At 71.0% G+C, this 15,087-nt stretch carries 17 protein-coding genes and 3 tRNA genes; 17 read left to right on the plus strand and 3 right to left on the minus strand.

The features are described 5' to 3' along the window. Nucleotide 1: 1 nt before the first annotated feature. On the minus strand, nucleotides 2–1,282 hold the full coding sequence (locus EAO70_RS28375; RefSeq protein ID WP_148005744.1) for an amidohydrolase family protein: 1,281 nt from the start codon (nucleotides 1,280–1,282) through the stop codon (nucleotides 2–4). Nucleotides 1,283–1,489: 207 nt separating this feature from the next. Here EAO70_RS28375 and EAO70_RS28380 point away from each other — a divergent pair. From EAO70_RS28380 to EAO70_RS28420, 9 genes are all read left to right on the plus strand, one after another. Beyond that, a tRNA-Thr gene (locus EAO70_RS28380) sits at nucleotides 1,490–1,562 on the plus strand. Nucleotides 1,563–1,606: 44 nt separating this feature from the next. Beyond that, nucleotides 1,607–1,679: transfer RNA gene (locus EAO70_RS28385), tRNA-Met, on the plus strand. Nucleotides 1,680–1,765: 86 nt separating this feature from the next. Next, entirely contained in the window at nucleotides 1,766–1,930 is a 165-nt protein-coding gene (gene rpmG / locus EAO70_RS28390) for a 50S ribosomal protein L33 (RefSeq protein WP_003956487.1), read from the plus strand. A 99-nt stretch (nucleotides 1,931–2,029) separates the two neighbouring features. Next, nucleotides 2,030–2,482, plus strand: coding sequence for a MaoC family dehydratase N-terminal domain-containing protein (locus tag EAO70_RS28395; protein ID WP_148005746.1), 453 nt, complete (start codon nucleotides 2,030–2,032; stop codon nucleotides 2,480–2,482). 2 nt (nucleotides 2,483–2,484) lie between these two features. Next, a complete protein-coding gene (locus tag EAO70_RS28400) occupies nucleotides 2,485–2,913 on the plus strand; it encodes a MaoC family dehydratase (RefSeq protein ID WP_148005747.1) in 429 nt (142 codons plus the stop codon). Between the two features lie 90 nt (nucleotides 2,914–3,003). Beyond that, nucleotides 3,004–3,573, plus strand: a complete 570-nt coding sequence (locus tag EAO70_RS28405) for a TetR/AcrR family transcriptional regulator (RefSeq protein WP_187284082.1) — start codon at nucleotides 3,004–3,006, stop codon at nucleotides 3,571–3,573. 100 nt (nucleotides 3,574–3,673) lie between these two features. After that, the gene (locus tag EAO70_RS28410; protein ID WP_148005748.1) at nucleotides 3,674–5,122 is read left to right on the plus strand and encodes an MFS transporter; all 1,449 of its coding nucleotides are present in this window, start codon (nucleotides 3,674–3,676) and stop codon (nucleotides 5,120–5,122) included. Nucleotides 5,123–5,127: 5 nt separating this feature from the next. Beyond that, nucleotides 5,128–6,369 (plus strand): UDP-N-acetylmuramate dehydrogenase, encoded by a 1,242-nt coding sequence (locus EAO70_RS28415; protein ID WP_410091469.1) that lies wholly within the window; start codon nucleotides 5,128–5,130, stop codon nucleotides 6,367–6,369. Nucleotides 6,370–6,469: 100 nt separating this feature from the next. Then, complete coding sequence (locus tag EAO70_RS28420) at nucleotides 6,470–7,183, plus strand: hypothetical protein (RefSeq protein ID WP_148005750.1); 714 nt, start codon at nucleotides 6,470–6,472, stop codon at nucleotides 7,181–7,183. On the opposite strand, the gene EAO70_RS28425 is transcribed toward EAO70_RS28420, so the two are convergent. Further along, complete coding sequence (locus EAO70_RS28425; protein WP_187284083.1) at nucleotides 7,128–8,159, minus strand: adenosine deaminase; 1,032 nt, start codon at nucleotides 8,157–8,159, stop codon at nucleotides 7,128–7,130. The two genes, EAO70_RS28420 and EAO70_RS28425, sit on opposite strands and share 56 nt — an antisense overlap. Nucleotides 8,160–8,277: 118 nt before the next feature. Beyond that, nucleotides 8,278–9,504, minus strand: coding sequence for a pyridoxal phosphate-dependent aminotransferase (locus EAO70_RS28430; RefSeq protein WP_148005751.1), 1,227 nt, complete (start codon nucleotides 9,502–9,504; stop codon nucleotides 8,278–8,280). Between the two features lie 207 nt (nucleotides 9,505–9,711). On the opposite strand from EAO70_RS28430, the gene EAO70_RS28435 reads away from it, so the two are divergent. From EAO70_RS28435 to rplL, 8 genes are all read left to right on the plus strand, one after another. Next, nucleotides 9,712–9,784: transfer RNA gene (locus EAO70_RS28435), tRNA-Trp, on the plus strand. Between the two features lie 103 nt (nucleotides 9,785–9,887). After that, nucleotides 9,888–10,175, plus strand: coding sequence for a preprotein translocase subunit SecE (gene secE, locus EAO70_RS28440; protein ID WP_015035534.1), 288 nt, complete (start codon nucleotides 9,888–9,890; stop codon nucleotides 10,173–10,175). A 44-nt stretch (nucleotides 10,176–10,219) separates the two neighbouring features. Continuing rightward, nucleotides 10,220–11,113 carry a transcription termination/antitermination protein NusG gene (gene nusG, locus EAO70_RS28445; protein WP_148005752.1) on the plus strand — a complete coding sequence of 298 codons (894 nt, stop codon included), beginning with the start codon at nucleotides 10,220–10,222 and terminating at the stop codon, nucleotides 11,111–11,113. A 158-nt stretch (nucleotides 11,114–11,271) separates the two neighbouring features. Beyond that, nucleotides 11,272–11,706, plus strand: coding sequence for a 50S ribosomal protein L11 (rplK, locus tag EAO70_RS28450; RefSeq protein ID WP_030318720.1), 435 nt, complete (start codon nucleotides 11,272–11,274; stop codon nucleotides 11,704–11,706). Between the two features lie 104 nt (nucleotides 11,707–11,810). After that, a complete protein-coding gene (gene rplA, locus EAO70_RS28455; protein ID WP_148005753.1) occupies nucleotides 11,811–12,539 on the plus strand; it encodes a 50S ribosomal protein L1 in 729 nt (242 codons plus the stop codon). A gap of 114 nt (nucleotides 12,540–12,653) precedes the next feature. Further along, nucleotides 12,654–13,481, plus strand: coding sequence for a hypothetical protein (locus EAO70_RS28460; RefSeq protein WP_148005754.1), 828 nt, complete (start codon nucleotides 12,654–12,656; stop codon nucleotides 13,479–13,481). 250 nt (nucleotides 13,482–13,731) lie between these two features. Continuing rightward, nucleotides 13,732–14,262, plus strand: coding sequence for a 50S ribosomal protein L10 (rplJ, locus tag EAO70_RS28465; RefSeq protein ID WP_030318714.1), 531 nt, complete (start codon nucleotides 13,732–13,734; stop codon nucleotides 14,260–14,262). 109 nt (nucleotides 14,263–14,371) lie between these two features. Beyond that, nucleotides 14,372–14,755, plus strand: a complete 384-nt coding sequence (rplL, locus tag EAO70_RS28470; protein WP_148005755.1) for a 50S ribosomal protein L7/L12 — start codon at nucleotides 14,372–14,374, stop codon at nucleotides 14,753–14,755. Nucleotides 14,756–15,087: the final 332 nt, after the last annotated feature.

Below are 15,087 nucleotides of genomic sequence, written 5' to 3' on the forward strand. Positions count from 1 at the left end.
CTCACGACCGTACGACGGGACCGGCCGGAGGGCTTCCCGGCTCGGGCGGTCGTTCCGGGCGCGCCTGGCGGGGCAGGTCCAGCGCCGCCGCCGAGTCGCAGTACTCGCGTACCGCGCTCGTCCGGGCCACCACCCGCCCCCGGTGCACCACGATGCGGCTGTACGCGAGGGACAGCACGCCCGACAGACGCTCGCCGCGCACCGCGAGCAGCTCCGCGGGGAAGCCGGCCTCGACGCGCACCTCCGGCAGGCCCGTGGCGGCCCGCGCCTCCGCGGCGACCGCGGCGTAGGCCTCCTCGGCCGGCAGGCCGCCGAGCGAGGCGAGGAGGTACGCGGCCTCCAGCGGGTCGCCGCGGCCCACCGGGTTGGCCACGTCCCGCATCGCCCCGCTGCCCGCCGCGACCCGCACCCCGGCCGCCCGCAGGAGCCGGACCGGTGCCGTGCCGCGCAGCCCGGTGCCGGCGCAGCCGCCCTGGGGCAGGCAGACCACGGTCACGCCGGCCGCCGCGAGTCCGTCGGCCGCGCGCCGGGCCGCGTCGGCGGGGAGCCGGCCGAGGCCCGCGCAGGGGCCGATCGTCACGCCGGGGCGCAGTCCGCCGGCCATCGCCGCGAGCCGCGCGAGCCGGGCCGGGTCGTCGCCGTCGGTGTGCAGGTCGACGGGGACGCCGTGCTCGGCCGCGACCTCCAGGACCGCCTCGACGTACCCCGCCGGGTCCGGGTCGAGGTCCGGGCAGCCGCCCACCACCCCGGCCCCCATCTTCACCGCGTCCCGCAGCATCGCGAGCCCGTCCGCGCCCGCGGCCCCGGTGAGCAGCCTCGGCATCGCGACCGCGGTGAGGTCGACGAGGCCGCGCAGCGAGCGCCGGGCCTGGAGGACGGCTTCGAGCGGGCCGAGTCCGTGGACGTCGCCGATCCGCACGTGCGCGCGCTGCGCGGTCGCGCCGTGGCCGAGCTGGAGCAGCGCGGCCTCGGCGGCCCGGCGCTGGACGTGCTCGGGGGCGTACGAGACGGGGCCGGGGGAGTCCGCGGAGAGGGCGGTGTCGGCGTGGGCGTGGGGTTCGGCGGCGGCGGGCAGCAGCAGGTAGCCGGTGAGGTCGACGCGCGCGCCCGTGGCGGTGAGGCTGCCGGCCGTGCCGACCGCCTCGATCCGGCCGCCGACCAGCCGTACGTCGACGTTCCGCCCGTCGGCGAGCCGTGCGTGGGAGAGCAGGAGCGAGGTCGAGTCGGCGGTGGCGGCGGCCCCGTCCTCGGGCGGCTGGGGCTGCTTGCTGTCGGCTGACATCGGGGCTCCTCAAGGCTCCTCAAGATCAAGATCACGAAGCGTGGTGGAGAGCCTAGGGGCGCTCGGAGCGCGCTTCGGGGAGGAGCGCAATAGTCGTACCGATGAGGGCACGAGTGGCGTACGGGACCCCTGGTGAGGGCGGTCGCGGGGGCCCCGCGAAACGGATTTGGGTGATGGGCCGGAGACCGTGTAATGTCTTCCTCGCTCGCCCCAATAGCTCAGTCGGTAGAGCGTCTCCATGGTAAGGAGAAGGTCTACGGTTCGATTCCGTATTGGGGCTCTGGTGAGAAGGAACCCGTCTTCGGACGGGGACCCGATCATCAAAGCGGTGTAGCTCAGTCGGTAGAGCAAGCGGCTCATAATCGCTGTGTCACCGGTTCAAGTCCGGTCACCGCTACACACGGTAGCCGATTGCGGGGTCGGTCCTTCGATCGGCTACTCTTTTATGCGTTCATCCGTCCCATCCGTCCAAGGAGCACTCACGTGGCTGCCACCGACGTCCGCCCGAAGATCACGCTGGCCTGCGTGGAGTGCAAGGAGCGGAACTACATCACCAAGAAGAACCGGCGTAACAACCCGGACCGTCTTGAGATGAAGAAGCACTGCCCCCGCTGCAACTCGCACACTGCACACCGCGAGACGCGCTAATCAGGCTCGCACACGAGGCCGTCCCCACTCGGGGGCGGCCTCGTGTCGTTTGTCGGCACAACAGATCCAGCGGCAACAGATCCAGGAGGTTTCGAGTCCATGGCGCTCGACCAGTCCTTCGTGGGCCGGACCTATCCGCCCACCCCGGCCTACGAGGTCGGCCGCGAGAAGATCCGCGAGTTCGCCGAGGCGATCGGTGACGCGAATCCGGCCTACGTCGACCAGGGAGCGGCCAAGGAGCTCGGGCACCCCGAGGTGATCGCTCCGCCGACCTTCGTGTTCGCCATCACGTTCAAGGCGGCCGGCGCTGTCATCGAGGACCCCCAGCTGGGTCTCGACTACAGCCGGGTCGTCCACGGCGACCAGAAGTTCGCCTACAGCCGGCCCGTGCGGGCCGGTGACCGGCTCTCGGTCACCTCCACCATCGAGGCGATCAAGTCCCTCGCCGGCAACGACATCCTGGACATCCGCGGTGAGGTCCACGACGCCTCCGGTGAGCACGTCGTGACCGCCTGGACGAAGCTCGTCTCCCGCGCACCCGAGGGGGCCTGACCATGACCGCGAAGATCGCCTACGACGAGGTCGAGGTCGGCACCGAGCTGCCCGCGCAGTCCTTCCCGGTGACCCGCGCCACCCTCGTCCGGTACGCCGGCGCCTCCGGGGACTTCAACCCCATCCACTGGAACGAGAAGTTCGCGGTGGAGGTCGGCCTCCCCGACGTCATCGCCCACGGCATGTTCACCATGGCCGAGGCGATCCGCGTCGTCACCGACTGGGCGGGCGACCCGGCCGCCGTCGTCGAGTACGGCGTCCGCTTCACCAAGCCGGTCGTCGTCCCGAACGACGGGACCGGCGCGCTGGTCGAGGTCAGCGCCAAGGTCGCCGCCAAGCTGGACGACCGGACGGTCCGGGTCGACCTCACGGCGATGAGCGCCGGGCAGAAGGTCCTGGGCATGTCGCGGGCCGTGGTCCGGCTCGCGTAGCCACACCCTGTGCACGGGGCGGGCGGTCGCGGAGAGCGGCCGCCCGCTCTTGCCCTTGCGGAGTTAGTGATTGCGTACTAACTTTGCCTCATGGTCAGGATGAGTGCGGAAGAGCGGCGGGAGAGCGTCATCCGCGCGGCGATGAGCGAGTTCAGCCGCGGCGGGTACTACGGCACGTCCACCGAGGCGATCGCCCAGCGCGTCGGCGTCTCGCAGCCGTATCTCTTCCGGCTCTTCCCCGGCAAGAAGGCCATCTTCCTGGCCGCCTCCGAGCGCTGCATCAGCGACACCGTCCGGGTCTTCGAGGAGGCCTCGGAAGGGCTGGCCGGCGAGGAGGCCCTGCACGCCATGGCCACCGCGTACACCCGGATCATCGCCGAGGACCCCGACCGGCTCCTCATGCAGATGCAGGTGTACGTGACCGTCGCCGCCGCCGAGGCGGCCGGCGACCACGAGTTCGGCGAGGCCGTCCGGGCCGGCTGGACGACTCTCTGGGAGACCGTCCACCTCGCGCTCGGCGCGGACGTCGAGGAGACCACGACCTTCCTGGCGTACGGGATGCTCATCAACACCCTCGTCGCCATGGGCTTTCCGTCCGAGCACCGCGTCTGGGACGGGTTCTTCCCCGCCATCCACCGCTCCGGCGGTTCCGAGGAGTAGCGCCGCCGCCCGCGTCGCGCCGTACCGCGGGTCCGCCCCCGCTTCGTCGTGGGCATGAAAGTTAGTCAGTGATAACTAACCCGAGATCCGAGAGGCCGACATGCACCAGCCAGCAGCCCGCCGCGGTTCCGCCGCCTGGGCCCTCGTCATCACCAGCGCCGCCGGCTTCATGGCGGCCCTCGACAACCTCGTCGTCACCACCGCCCTCCCCTCGATCCGCGAGGACCTCGGCGGAGCACTGCACGACCTCGAATGGACGGTGAGCGCCTACACCCTCACCTTCGCCGTCCTGCTCATGTTCGGCGCCGCCCTCGGCGACCGCTTCGGCCGCCGTCGGCTCTTCCTCGTCGGACTCACCGTCTTCACCGCCGCCTCCGCCGCGGCCGCCCTCGCCCCCGGCATCGACGCGCTGATCGCCGCCCGCGCCGCCCAGGGCGTCGGCGCCGCGATCATGATGCCGCTCACGCTCACCCTGCTCACCGCCGCCGTCCCGGCCGCCCGGCGCGGCGCGGCCTTCGGTATCTGGGGAGCCGTCCAGGGGCTCGCGGTCGCCTCCGGACCCCTCATCGGCGGCGTCCTCACCGAACACCTCTCCTGGCAGTGGATCTTCTGGCTGAACGTTCCGCTCGGCCTCGCCCTGCTGCCGCTCGCCCGGCTGCGCCTGGCCGAGTCGCACGGCACCGGCGCCCGCCTCGACATCATCGGCACGCTCCTCGCCAGCGGCGGCCTGTTCGGCATCGTGTACGCGCTCATCCGCGGCCCCATCGACGGCTGGACCTCCCCGACCGTCCTCACCGGACTGATCGCCGGAGCCGGTCTCCTCGGCGGGTTCGTCCACCACGGCATCCGCGCCAGGGCGCCGATGCTGCCCATGCGGCTCTTCCGCAACCGCGCCTTCGCCGGCATCAACGCGGCCAGCCTGCTGATGTTCCTCGGCATGTTCGGCTCGATCTTCCTGCTCAGCCAGTTCATGCAGGGCGTCCTCGGCTACTCGCCCACCGAGGCCGGGCTGCGGATGCTCCCCTGGACCGGCATGCCGATGATCGTCGCGCCGCTCGCCGGCGCCCTGTCCGACCGGATCGGCGGCCGTCCCGTCGTCGCCGCCGGTCTCGCCCTCCAGGCGATCGGCCTGGGCTGGTTCGCCCTCGTCCTGGCCCCCGACGTCTCGTACGCCGCCCAGCTCCCCGCCCTCGTCGTCAGCGGCATCGGCATGGCGCTGTACTTCGCCCCCGCGGCCAACCTCGTGATGTCCAGCGTCCGGCCCTCCGAACAGGGCATCGCCTCCGGCGCCAACAACGCGCTGCGCGAGGTCGGCGGCGCGCTCGGCGTCGCGGTGATGGCCTCGATCTTCGCCGCCCAGGGCGGCTACGAGTCCGGCCAGAGCTTCGTCGACGGACTGGAGCCCGCGCTCTGGGTCGGCGCCGGGGCCGTCGCCCTCGGCGCGGCGGCCGTGCTGTTCGCGCCCTCGCGGCGGCAGGAGGCCCGCCGCAAGGCGGAGGAGGCCGCGGCCGGAGCCGAGGCCGGCGAGAAGGACCTGATCGGCGTCTGAGCCCAATGGGGCGGCCCCGGTGGCTTCGCGGCGGCCGGGGCCGCTCCGGTGGGTGCCGAGTCCCACCGAGGTCGCCCCGACGGGTTCCGAGCCCACCGGGCCCGCTCCGGCAGCTCCGTACCCGTCAGGCCGGCCCAGCCCGGAGCGGACACGCCTCCCGGTCGGGACGGGCCCGTACTCTTGAGCCCGTGCAGCCTCTTCTCGACGCCCCCCTCGCGCCCCTGACCACCTTCCGCCTCGGCGGCCCCGCGGCCCGGCTCGTCACCGCCACCACGGACGACGAGGTGGTCGCGGCGGTCCGCGAGGCCGACGCCACGGGGACGCCGCTGCTGATCATCGGCGGCGGCTCCAACCTCGTCATCGGCGACAAGGGCTTCGACGGCACCGCCCTGCGGATCGCCACCCGCGGCCTCGCCCTCGACGGCACCCGGCTGGAACTCGCCGCCGGCGAGGTCTGGACCGACGCCGTCGCCCGTACGGTCGAGGCCGGACTCGCCGGGATCGAGTGCCTCGCCGGCATTCCCGGCTCGGCCGGCGCCACCCCGATCCAGAACGTCGGCGCCTACGGCCAGGACGTCTCCGCCACCGTGACCGAGGTCGTCGCCTACGACCGGCGCACCGACGAGACCGTCACCCTCGCCAACGCCCAGTGCGCCTTCTCCTACCGCCACAGCCTCTTCAAGGACCACCCCGAGCGCTACGTGGTGCTCCGGGTCCGCTTCGAGCTGGAGGACGCGGACGGCCTCTCCGGGCCGATCAAGTACCCCGAGACCGCCCGCGCCCTCGGCGTCGAGGCCGGCGACCGGGTGCCCCTCGCGCAGGCCCGCGAGACCGTCCTGCGGCTGCGCGCCGGCAAGGGCATGGTCCTCGACCCCGCGGACCACGACACCTGGTCCGCGGGCTCCTTCTTCACCAACCCGATCCTCACGGCGGGGGAGTACGCGACCTTCCTCACCCGCGTCGCCGACCGCCTCGGCGCGGACGTCACCCCGCCGGCCTTCCCCGCGGGCGCGGACGGCGCGGTGAAGACCTCCGCCGCCTGGCTGATCGACAAGGCCGGATTCACCAAGGGGTACGGCTCCGGCCCGGCGCGGATCTCCACCAAGCACACCCTCGCGCTGACCAACCGGGGCGAGGCGACCACCGAGGACCTCCTCGCGCTGGCCCGGGAGGTCGTCGCCGGCGTCCACGAGGCCTTCGGGATCACCCTCGTCAACGAGCCCGTGACGGTCGGCGTCAGCCTCTGAGGCACCCCGGCGCCGGGCCGCTCGGCGCCGGGCCGTTCCGCTGCCGGCCGCTCCGGTAATACGTTTGTGCCGGGCCCGCGCGGGGCCGCAGGCTGACGGGATGCGTCTCACGGCCCGGGAGCACCGGATCCGCGCGGGGCGCCGCGAGCACCGGGTCGTCCGGCCGTGGCCGCCGCTGCGGCACACCACGCTCAACTCGCCCCACCACGACCGCTGGGGCTACCTCGTCGGCGACCACGACGGCCTCGCCCGGCTCGCCGCGCTCTTCTCCTTCGCCGCGTTCTCCCGGCACACCCTCGTCCACATCCCGCTGCGCGAGAGTCTGCCGCGCGCCTTCGCGCCCGGCACCCCCGTCGACCTCGTCCTCGCCCACCGGGACACCGGCGGCCTGCGCCCCTCCGCCTGGCCCGCTCTGCGCGCCCGGCTCGGCGACGGGCGGCCGCTGACCCTCCGTACCGACGAGCGCCGCACCGCCGACCGGGCCGCCGCCCGGGAAGCGGCCCCCGAGCGGGTCGCCAGGCTGATCCGGACCGCCGTGCACGCCCGTACGCTCTTCCTCCTCGGCGATCGGGACGTGTTCTGCGCCGCCGCCGGGGAGCTCGCCGTCGCGGCCGGACACGGCCCGCTGCACGAGCGGGCCCCGCAGGGCCACGACGTCCTGCTCGCCTCGCTGACCCCGTTCCTGGAGCAGCACGCGTCCGGGCCGGACCGCACCGAGGTGGACATCGGCTTCCAGGCCCGGCCCCCGCTGCACCGCTTCACCCCACCGGGGAGGCCAGCCAGTCGTCGATCCCGGACAGCAGCTTCCCCCTGATGTCCTCGGGCGCCGCCGAGGCCCGGACCGACTGCCGGGCCAGCTCCGCCAGTTCCGGGTCCGTGAAGCCGTGGTGCCTGCGGGCGATCTCGTACTGCGCCGCCAGACGGGACCCGAAGAGCAGCGGATCGTCCGCGCCGAGGGCCATCGGCACCCCCGCGTCGAAGAGCGTCCGCAGCGGGACGTCCTCGTGCTTCTCGTACACCCCGAGGGCCACATTGGACGCCGGGCAGACCTCGCAGGTCACGCCGCGCTCCGCGAGCTTGCGCAGCAGCCGCGGGTCCTCGGCGGACCGGACCCCGTGGCCGACCCGGGAGGCCCGCAGGTCGTCCAGGCAGTCCCGTACCGACGACGGTCCCGTCAGTTCCCCGCCGTGCGGCGCCGCGAGCAGGCCGCCCTCGCGCGCGATGGCGAAGGCCCGGTCGAAGTCGCGGGCCAGACCGCGCCGCTCGTCGTTGGAGAGCCCGAAGCCGACCACGCCCCGGTCCGCGAACCGGACCGCGAGCCGGGCGAGCGTCCGCGCCTCCAGCGGGTGCTTCATCCGGTTCGCCGCGACCAGCACCCGCATCCCGAGCCCGGTCTCCCGTGAGGCCGCGTCGACCGCGTCGAGGATGACCTCCAGGGCGGGGATGAGACCGCCGAGGTGGGGGGCGTACGAGGTCGGGTCCACCTGGATCTCCAGCCAGCCCGAGCCGTCCCGGACGTCCTCCTGGGCCGCCTCGCGGACGAGCCGCTGGATGTCCTCGGGGGCGCGCAGACAGGAGCGGGCGATGTCGTACAGCCGCTGGAAGCGGAACCAGCCGCGCTCGTCGGTCGCCCGCAGTTTCGGCGGCGTACCGCTGCTCAGCGCCTCGGGCAGGTGCACGCCGTACTTGTCGGCGAGTTCGATGAGGGTGGTGGGCCGCATCGAGCCGGTGAAGTGCAGATGCAGATGGGCCTTGGGCAGTCGGGTGAGGTCGCGGTAAACGTGCTCCATCGGCTGATCCTGCCGCACCCGAACGGAGGAAGGCACCCCGTTTCCCCGATCGGGTTCTTGCTCGAACGCAGAAACGGGCCCCCGGCTCCGAGGAACCGGGGGCCCGCCAGGGGTGTGATCAGTCCGTCGCCTCGGCGAGGAGCTTCTGGAGCCGGGACACGCCCTCCGTCAGGTCCTCGTCGCCCAGCGCGTACGACAGGCGCAGGTAGCCCGGCGTGCCGAAGGCCTCGCCCGGGACGACCGCCACCTCGGCCTCGTCCAGGATCAGCGCGGCCAGCTCGACGGAGGTCCGCGGGCGCTTGCCGCGGATCTCCTTGCCGAGCAGACCCTTCACCGAGGGGTACGCGTAGAAGGCGCCCTCGGGAGTGGGGCAGTACACGCCCTCGATCTCGTTGAGCATCCGCACGATCGTCTGGCGGCGGCGGTCGAACGCGGTCCGCATCTCCGCGACGGCGTCCAGGTTCCCCGAGACGGCGGCGAGGGCGGCGATCTGCGCCACGTTGCTCACGTTGGAGGTAGCGTGCGACTGGAGGTTCGTCGCGGCCTTCACGACGTCCTTCGGGCCCACGATCCACCCGACGCGCCAGCCGGTCATCGCGTACGTCTTCGCCACGCCGTTGACCACGATGCACTTGTCGCGGAGCTCGGGGACGATCGCCGGCAGCGAGGTGAACTTCGCGTCGCCGTAGACCAGGTGCTCGTAGATCTCGTCGGTCAGCACCCACAGGCCGTGCTCGACGGCCCAGCGGCCGATCGCCTCGGCGTCGGCCTCGGAGTACACCGCGCCGGTCGGGTTCGACGGCGACACGAAGAGGACGACCTTGGTCCGCTCCGTACGGGCGGCCTCCAGCTGCTCCACCGAGACCCGGTAACCGGTGGTCTCGTCGGCGACGACCTCCACCGGGACACCGCCCGCGAGGCGGATCGACTCGGGGTAGGTGGTCCAGTACGGCGCCGGGACGATGACCTCGTCACCCGGGTCGAGGATCGCGGCGAACGCCTCGTAGATGGCCTGCTTGCCGCCGTTGGTCACCAGGACCTGGGAGGCGTCGACCTCGTAGCCGGAGTCGCGCAGCGTCTTCGCGGCGATCGCGGCCTTCAGCTCGGGCAGACCGCCGGCCGGCGTGTAGCGGTGGTACTTCGGGTTCTTGCAGGCCTCGACGGCCGCGTCGACGATGTAGTCCGGAGTGGGGAAGTCGGGCTCACCCGCGCCGAAACCGATCACCGGGCGCCCGGCGGCCTTGAGGGCCTTGGCCTTGGCGTCGACGGCGAGGGTGGCGGACTCGGAGATCGCACCGATCCGGGCGGAGACCCGACGCTCGGTGGGAGGGGTAGCAGCGCTCATACGGCCCATCGTCCCAGACCTCATCAAGGCCCGGCACACAGGTTTCACGGACCGGACAGGAACGGTCATTCCCGGTCGTACGCGCGTCCGGGAGCAGGGCCGGCGCGGTTCCTGTTCGACGCGGGGGCCCCTGACCACGTATGCTCACTCCTCGTTGGCCCGCACCGACCACATCTCACGATGCGGTACGTTGAGGAGCACCAGCAAAGGGTCGTAGCTCAATTGGTAGAGCACCGGTCTCCAAAACCGGCGGTTGGGGGTTCAAGTCCCTCCGGCCCTGCTACACACACCGCCAGGTGTTGTGCGCATGTACGTACTTCATTGCACCGCCGTGCGGCTCCACCCGGGCGCGGCACGGCCGACCCGGAATCAGGTGAGAGATCGTGACGGACGCCGTAGGCTCCATCGACATGCCTGATGCCGACGACGAGGCCGCAGAGTCGAAGAAGAAGTCCCGCAAGGGCGGGAAGCGCGGAAAGAAGGGCCCCCTGGGCCGTCTCGCGCTCTTCTACCGCCAGATCGTCGCGGAACTCCGCAAGGTCGTCTGGCCCACGCGCAGCCAGCTCTCGACGTACACGACCGTGGTGATTGTCTTCGTCGTCATCATGATCGGCCTTGTCACCGTGATTGACTATGGCTTCCAGGAAGCAGTCAAGTACGTCTTCGGCTGACTTTTTGTTCCACCCCATCTGTATCGCAGGAAGAAGCAGCCACCGTGTCTGACGCGAACCTGAACGACGCCTTCGAGTCCGAGTCCGCCGAGGACGAGCGGGACATCGTCGAGGCCGCCGACGAGGACCAGGCCGACGCTGCTGACGACGCCGCCGCCGAGGAAGCCGCCCTCGAGGTCGAGACCGCCGACGAGGCTGAGGCCGACGCCGAGGCGGACAGCGTCGAGGACGCCGCCGACGACTCCGAGGCCGACGAGGACGCCGAGTCCGTCGCCGACGAGGTCGAGGAGACCGAGGAGGAGGCCGAGCCGGCCGCCCCGGTCGACCCGGTCGCCGCGCTCCGCGAGGAACTGCGCACCCTGCCCGGCGAGTGGTACGTCATCCACACCTACGCGGGCTACGAGAAGCGCGTGAAGGCCAACCTCGAGCAGCGTGCCGTCTCGCTCAACGTCGAGGACTTCATCTACCAGGCCGAGGTCCCCGAGGAAGAGATCGTCCAGATCAAGGGCGGCGAGCGGAAGAACGTCAAGCAGAACAAGCTTCCCGGCTACGTTCTCGTCCGCATGGACCTGACGAACGAGTCCTGGGGCGTCGTCCGCAACACCCCCGGTGTCACCGGCTTCGTGGGCAACGCCTACGACCCGTACCCGCTGACCCTGGACGAGATCGTCAAGATGCTCGCCCCGGAGGCCGAGGAGAAGGCCGCCCGCGAGGCCGCCGAGGCCGAGGGCAAGCCGGCTCCGGCCCGCAAGCTGGAGGTCCAGGTGCTGGACTTCGAGGTCGGCGACTCGGTCACCGTCACCGACGGTCCCTTCGCCACCCTCCAGGCGACCATCAACGAGATCAACCCCGACTCGAAGAAGGTCAAGGGCCTCGTCGAGATCTTCGGTCGCGAGACCCCGGTCGAGCTCAGCTTCGACCAGATCCAGAAGAACTGATCTCACAAGTTTCCGACCAGGTCAGAGTGGCTCTCGCAGCCGCTCTGACCTGCTCGGTTTTTGGCCGCGCGTCTATACCCGTTATCGTTGTGCGGTATGCCTCCATCCGGATGACCGGATGGCGGGCTGAACACTCTCACTAGGACCCGGAGAGAGCAATGCCTCCCAAGAAGAAGAAGGTCACGGGGCTTATCAAGCTCCAGATCAACGCTGGTGCGGCCAACCCGGCCCCGCCGGTCGGTCCCGCGCTGGGCCAGCACGGCGTCAACATCATGGAGTTCTGCAAGGCCTACAACGCCGCGACCGAGTCGCAGCGTGGCATGGTCGTGCCGGTGGAGATCACGGTCTACGAAGACCGCTCCTTCACCTTCATCACGAAGACTCCGCCGGCCGCCAAGCTGATCCTCAAGGCCGCTGGTGTGGACAAGGGCTCCGGCGAGCCGCACAAGACCAAGGTCGCCAAGCTCACGGCCGCCCAGGTCCGCGAGATCGCCACGGTCAAGCTCCCCGACCTGAACGCCAACGACCTGGACGCCGCGTCCAAGATCATCGCTGGCACCGCCCGTTCCATGGGCATCACGGTCGAGGGCTGATCAGCCCCCTCGTGACTCAGTGGTAGGACCAGCGCCGGTCCGCACCACGACTCCATACCTGCCATGCGGCGACAGCCGCCTGGTGTAACTGCACAGGAGAAGCAGTGAAGCGCAGCAAGGCCCTCCGCGCAGCGGACGCCAAGATCGACAGCGAGAAGCTCTACGCTCCGCTCGAGGCCGTCCGTCTCGCCAAGGAGACCTCCAGCACGAAGTTCGACGGCACCGTCGAGGTCGCCTTCCGCCTGGGTGTCGACCCGCGCAAGGCCGACCAGATGGTCCGTGGCACCGTGAACCTTCCGCACGGCACCGGCAAGACCGCCCGGGTCCTGGTCTTCGCGACCGGTGACCGTGCCGAGGCCGCGATCGCCGCGGGCGCCGACATCGTCGGCTCCGACGAGCTCATCGACGAGATCTCCAAGGGCAACCGCCTGAACGAGTTCGACGCCGTCGTCGCCACCCCGGACCTCATGGGCAAGGTCGGCCGCCTCGGCCGCGTCCTCGGCCCGCGTGGTCTCATGCCGAACCCCAAGGTCGGCACCGTCACCCCCGATGTCGCCAAGGCTGTCAACGACATCAAGGGCGGCAAGATCGAGTTCCGCGTCGACAAGCACTCGAACCTGCACTTCATCATCGGCAAGGTCTCCTTCGATGACACGAAGCTGGTCGAGAACTACGCCGCGGCGCTCGACGAGATCCTCCGTCTGAAGCCGTCCGCCGCCAAGGGTCGCTACATCAAGAAGGCGACCATCACGACGACGATGGGCCCCGGCGTCCCGCTGGACTCCAACCGCACCCGCAACCTCCTCGTCGAGGAGGACCCGGCCGCGGTCTGAGCCCGACAGGCTCACTGAGTGGTCGAGCCGGCCCCGCACCTCCTCCGAGGTGCGGGGCCGGTTTCTTGTTACCGTCCGAGGGACGGAGACCGTCGATCAAGGGTGGGGAACGACATGAACAGGTCCGTGTGGAAGCGCGCCGCGGTGGCCCTGGCGGCCGCGGCCCTCGTGACGGCGGTCGCGGGATGCCAGGACGGCGACACGGGGACGAGGTCCTCCGGTGCCTCCGCGCCGGCGAAGCCGGGCACGCAGAGCGCCGAGCAGGCCGCGCAGGCCCTCCGGACCGCCCACACCAAGGCCGCGGAGGCCAGGAGCGCCAGGGTCCGGATGCGGCTCAGCGTCGCGGGCGGCACGGCGCCCGGCAGCAGCACCTTCACCGGCGTGCAGGCCTGGGGACCGCAGGCCGCCGAGCTGAAGGTCTCCGACTCCTCGTACCTGGCCGCCATCCCCGGCGCGCCCGCCGAGACCCGCGTGGTCACGACCGGCGGGACCACCTACGTCGACCTGGGCGCCGACCTGACCGCGCAGACGGGCGGCAAGCGCTGGCTGAAGGCGCAGCCCGAGGGCGCCGCCGCGGGCGACGAGCTGATGCTCCAGCTGACCGGCGGCCTGGCCGCCGTGAACATGGACCTGCCCAAGGAGCTCGGCCTGCTCGCCGGGTCCTCGGCGGTCGAGCACCTCGGACCCGCCAAGGGCGGCGTCCGGGCGGAGGCGTACCGGGGGGAGCTTCCCGACGGCCGGACCATGGAGGTCTGGATCGGGCCGGACGGGTTCCCGGTGAAGAGCGTCGTCCGCGCGGAGAGCGGCGGGTCCGTCACCTCGCTCACCACGACCTACGCCGAGTACGGCGCCGAGGCCGGCTTCCGGGCACCGCCCGCGGGGGACACCGTCGACTTCGTCGAGCTGCTGAAGAAGGTGCTGGCCGGGGGCGGTCGGGGCTGATTTGCTCCCGGGCGTGTCGGTCACGTACTCTTCCGAGGAAGCCAAAGACCGCTGGTCGTCACTGTGCCGTCAAGGTGCGGTGGCCGAAGGATTCGCTACGACGCGAACGACCCGCGCAGGTGATTGTGGAGAAGTTCCCGGATCCTCGTGATGCGGTCGAGCTGAGCCCCGAGCGCCTGCGCCCGGGGCGTTTTCGTTGTGGCAGTGCCTTCTGAGCGGTCCTCATCACCCGGAAGGAGGCCGACGCTCTATGGCAAGGCCCGACAAGGCTGCCGCGGTAGCCGAGCTTGAGGACAAGTTCCGCAGCTCGAACGCCGTCGTGCTGACCTCGTACACGGGGCTCACCGTGGCGCAGCTGAAGACGCTGCGTCGTTCGCTCGGTGAGAACGCCCAGTACGCCGTGGTGAAGAACACGCTGACCAAGATTGCGGCCAACCAGGCCGGCATCTCCGCGCTGGACGACCAGCTTGCTGGTTCGACCGCGGCCGCCTTCGTCACCGGTGACCCGGTGGAGTCGGCGAAGGCTCTGCGTGACTTCGCCAAGGAGAACCCGAACCTCGTCATCAAGGGCGGTGTCCTTGACGGCAAGGCGCTGTCCGCCGACGAGTTCAAGAAGCTCGCGGACCTCGAGTCCCGCGAGGTTCTGCTCAGCAAGCTGGCCGGCGCGTTCAAGGGCAAGCAGTCGCAGACTGCCTCGCTCCTCCAGGCGCTGCCGTCGAAGTTCGTCCGCACCGCGGAGGCGCTTCGCGTCAAGCTCGCCGAGCAGGGCGGTGCCGAGTAATTCGGCTCGCGTCATGATCTGTGCCGCCTAGGCGCAGGTCGTAGCGGGCCGTAACGCCCGCCTCTCTATACATCCGGCACCTGCCGAATTAGTGGAAGGATCGCCCATCATGGCGAAGCTCTCTCAGGACGACCTCCTCGCCCAGTTCGAGGAGATGACCCTCATCGAGCTCTCCGAGTTCGTGAAGGCCTTCGAGGAGAAGTTCGACGTCACCGCCGCCGCGGCCGTCGCCGTCGCCGGCCCCGCCGCGGGTGGCGCTGCCCCCGAGGCCGAGGCCGAGCAGGACGAGTTCGACGTCATCCTCGAGGGTGCCGGCGACAAGAAGATCCAGGTCATCAAGGTCGTGCGTGAGCTCACCTCCCTGGGCCTCAAGGAGGCCAAGGACCTCGTCGACGGCACCCCGAAGCCGGTCCTCGAGAAGGTCGCGAAGGAGGCCGCCGAGAAGGCTGCCGAGTCCCTCAAGGCCGCCGGCGCCTCCGTCACGGTCAAGTAAGACCGTTTCGGCTCGCTGAGCTGACTCCTGCCCCCGTGTAACGCGGGAGCAGCGAAAGGCGATCACCCTGTTGGGTGGTCGCCTTTCGGCGTTCCCGGGAAGGGCGTGGCGGGGGCCTGAGGGCCGCCGGGAGCGGAGTATGGTGATCTTCGCCGTGCGCCCCGCAGACCGGGGGGCCTTGACGAACCGCACGCAGCGCGCAATTCTCAGGACGCGTCGTCACAACGATCCGTTTCCGAGGCATGGATCGACGACTGAACGGGCAGTATCGAGGTGCGCCGCACGGCGCGAGGTACCGCGGAGTTGAGAGCAACGAGGGACGCGATTTATTC

This window comes from Streptomyces sp. adm13(2018) (assembly GCF_008042145.1).
In the GTDB taxonomy this organism is placed as follows: Bacteria; Actinomycetota; Actinomycetes; order Streptomycetales; family Streptomycetaceae; genus Streptomyces.

Coding starts and splice junctions, on each gene's coding strand:
- EAO70_RS28420 (WP_148005750.1), top strand. CDS start 6,470: ATGCGTCTCACGGCCCGGGAGCACCGGATCCGCGCGGGGCGCCGCGAG.
- EAO70_RS28425 (WP_187284083.1), bottom strand. CDS start 8,159: ATGGAGCACGTTTACCGCGACCTCACCCGACTGCCCAAGGCCCATCTG.
- rplJ (WP_030318714.1), top strand. CDS start 13,732: ATGGCAAGGCCCGACAAGGCTGCCGCGGTAGCCGAGCTTGAGGACAAG.
- EAO70_RS28460 (WP_148005754.1), top strand. CDS start 12,654: ATGAACAGGTCCGTGTGGAAGCGCGCCGCGGTGGCCCTGGCGGCCGCG.
- EAO70_RS28375 (WP_148005744.1), bottom strand. CDS start 1,282: ATGTCAGCCGACAGCAAGCAGCCCCAGCCGCCCGAGGACGGGGCCGCC.
- rplL (WP_148005755.1), top strand. CDS start 14,372: ATGGCGAAGCTCTCTCAGGACGACCTCCTCGCCCAGTTCGAGGAGATG.
- EAO70_RS28410 (WP_148005748.1), top strand. CDS start 3,674: ATGCACCAGCCAGCAGCCCGCCGCGGTTCCGCCGCCTGGGCCCTCGTC.
- EAO70_RS28395 (WP_148005746.1), top strand. CDS start 2,030: ATGGCGCTCGACCAGTCCTTCGTGGGCCGGACCTATCCGCCCACCCCG.
- rplK (WP_030318720.1), top strand. CDS start 11,272: ATGCCTCCCAAGAAGAAGAAGGTCACGGGGCTTATCAAGCTCCAGATC.
- EAO70_RS28400 (WP_148005747.1), top strand. CDS start 2,485: ATGACCGCGAAGATCGCCTACGACGAGGTCGAGGTCGGCACCGAGCTG.
- EAO70_RS28415 (WP_410091469.1), top strand. CDS start 5,128: ATGGGGCGGCCCCGGTGGCTTCGCGGCGGCCGGGGCCGCTCCGGTGGG.
- EAO70_RS28430 (WP_148005751.1), bottom strand. CDS start 9,504: ATGAGCGCTGCTACCCCTCCCACCGAGCGTCGGGTCTCCGCCCGGATC.
- EAO70_RS28405 (WP_187284082.1), top strand. CDS start 3,004: ATGGTCAGGATGAGTGCGGAAGAGCGGCGGGAGAGCGTCATCCGCGCG.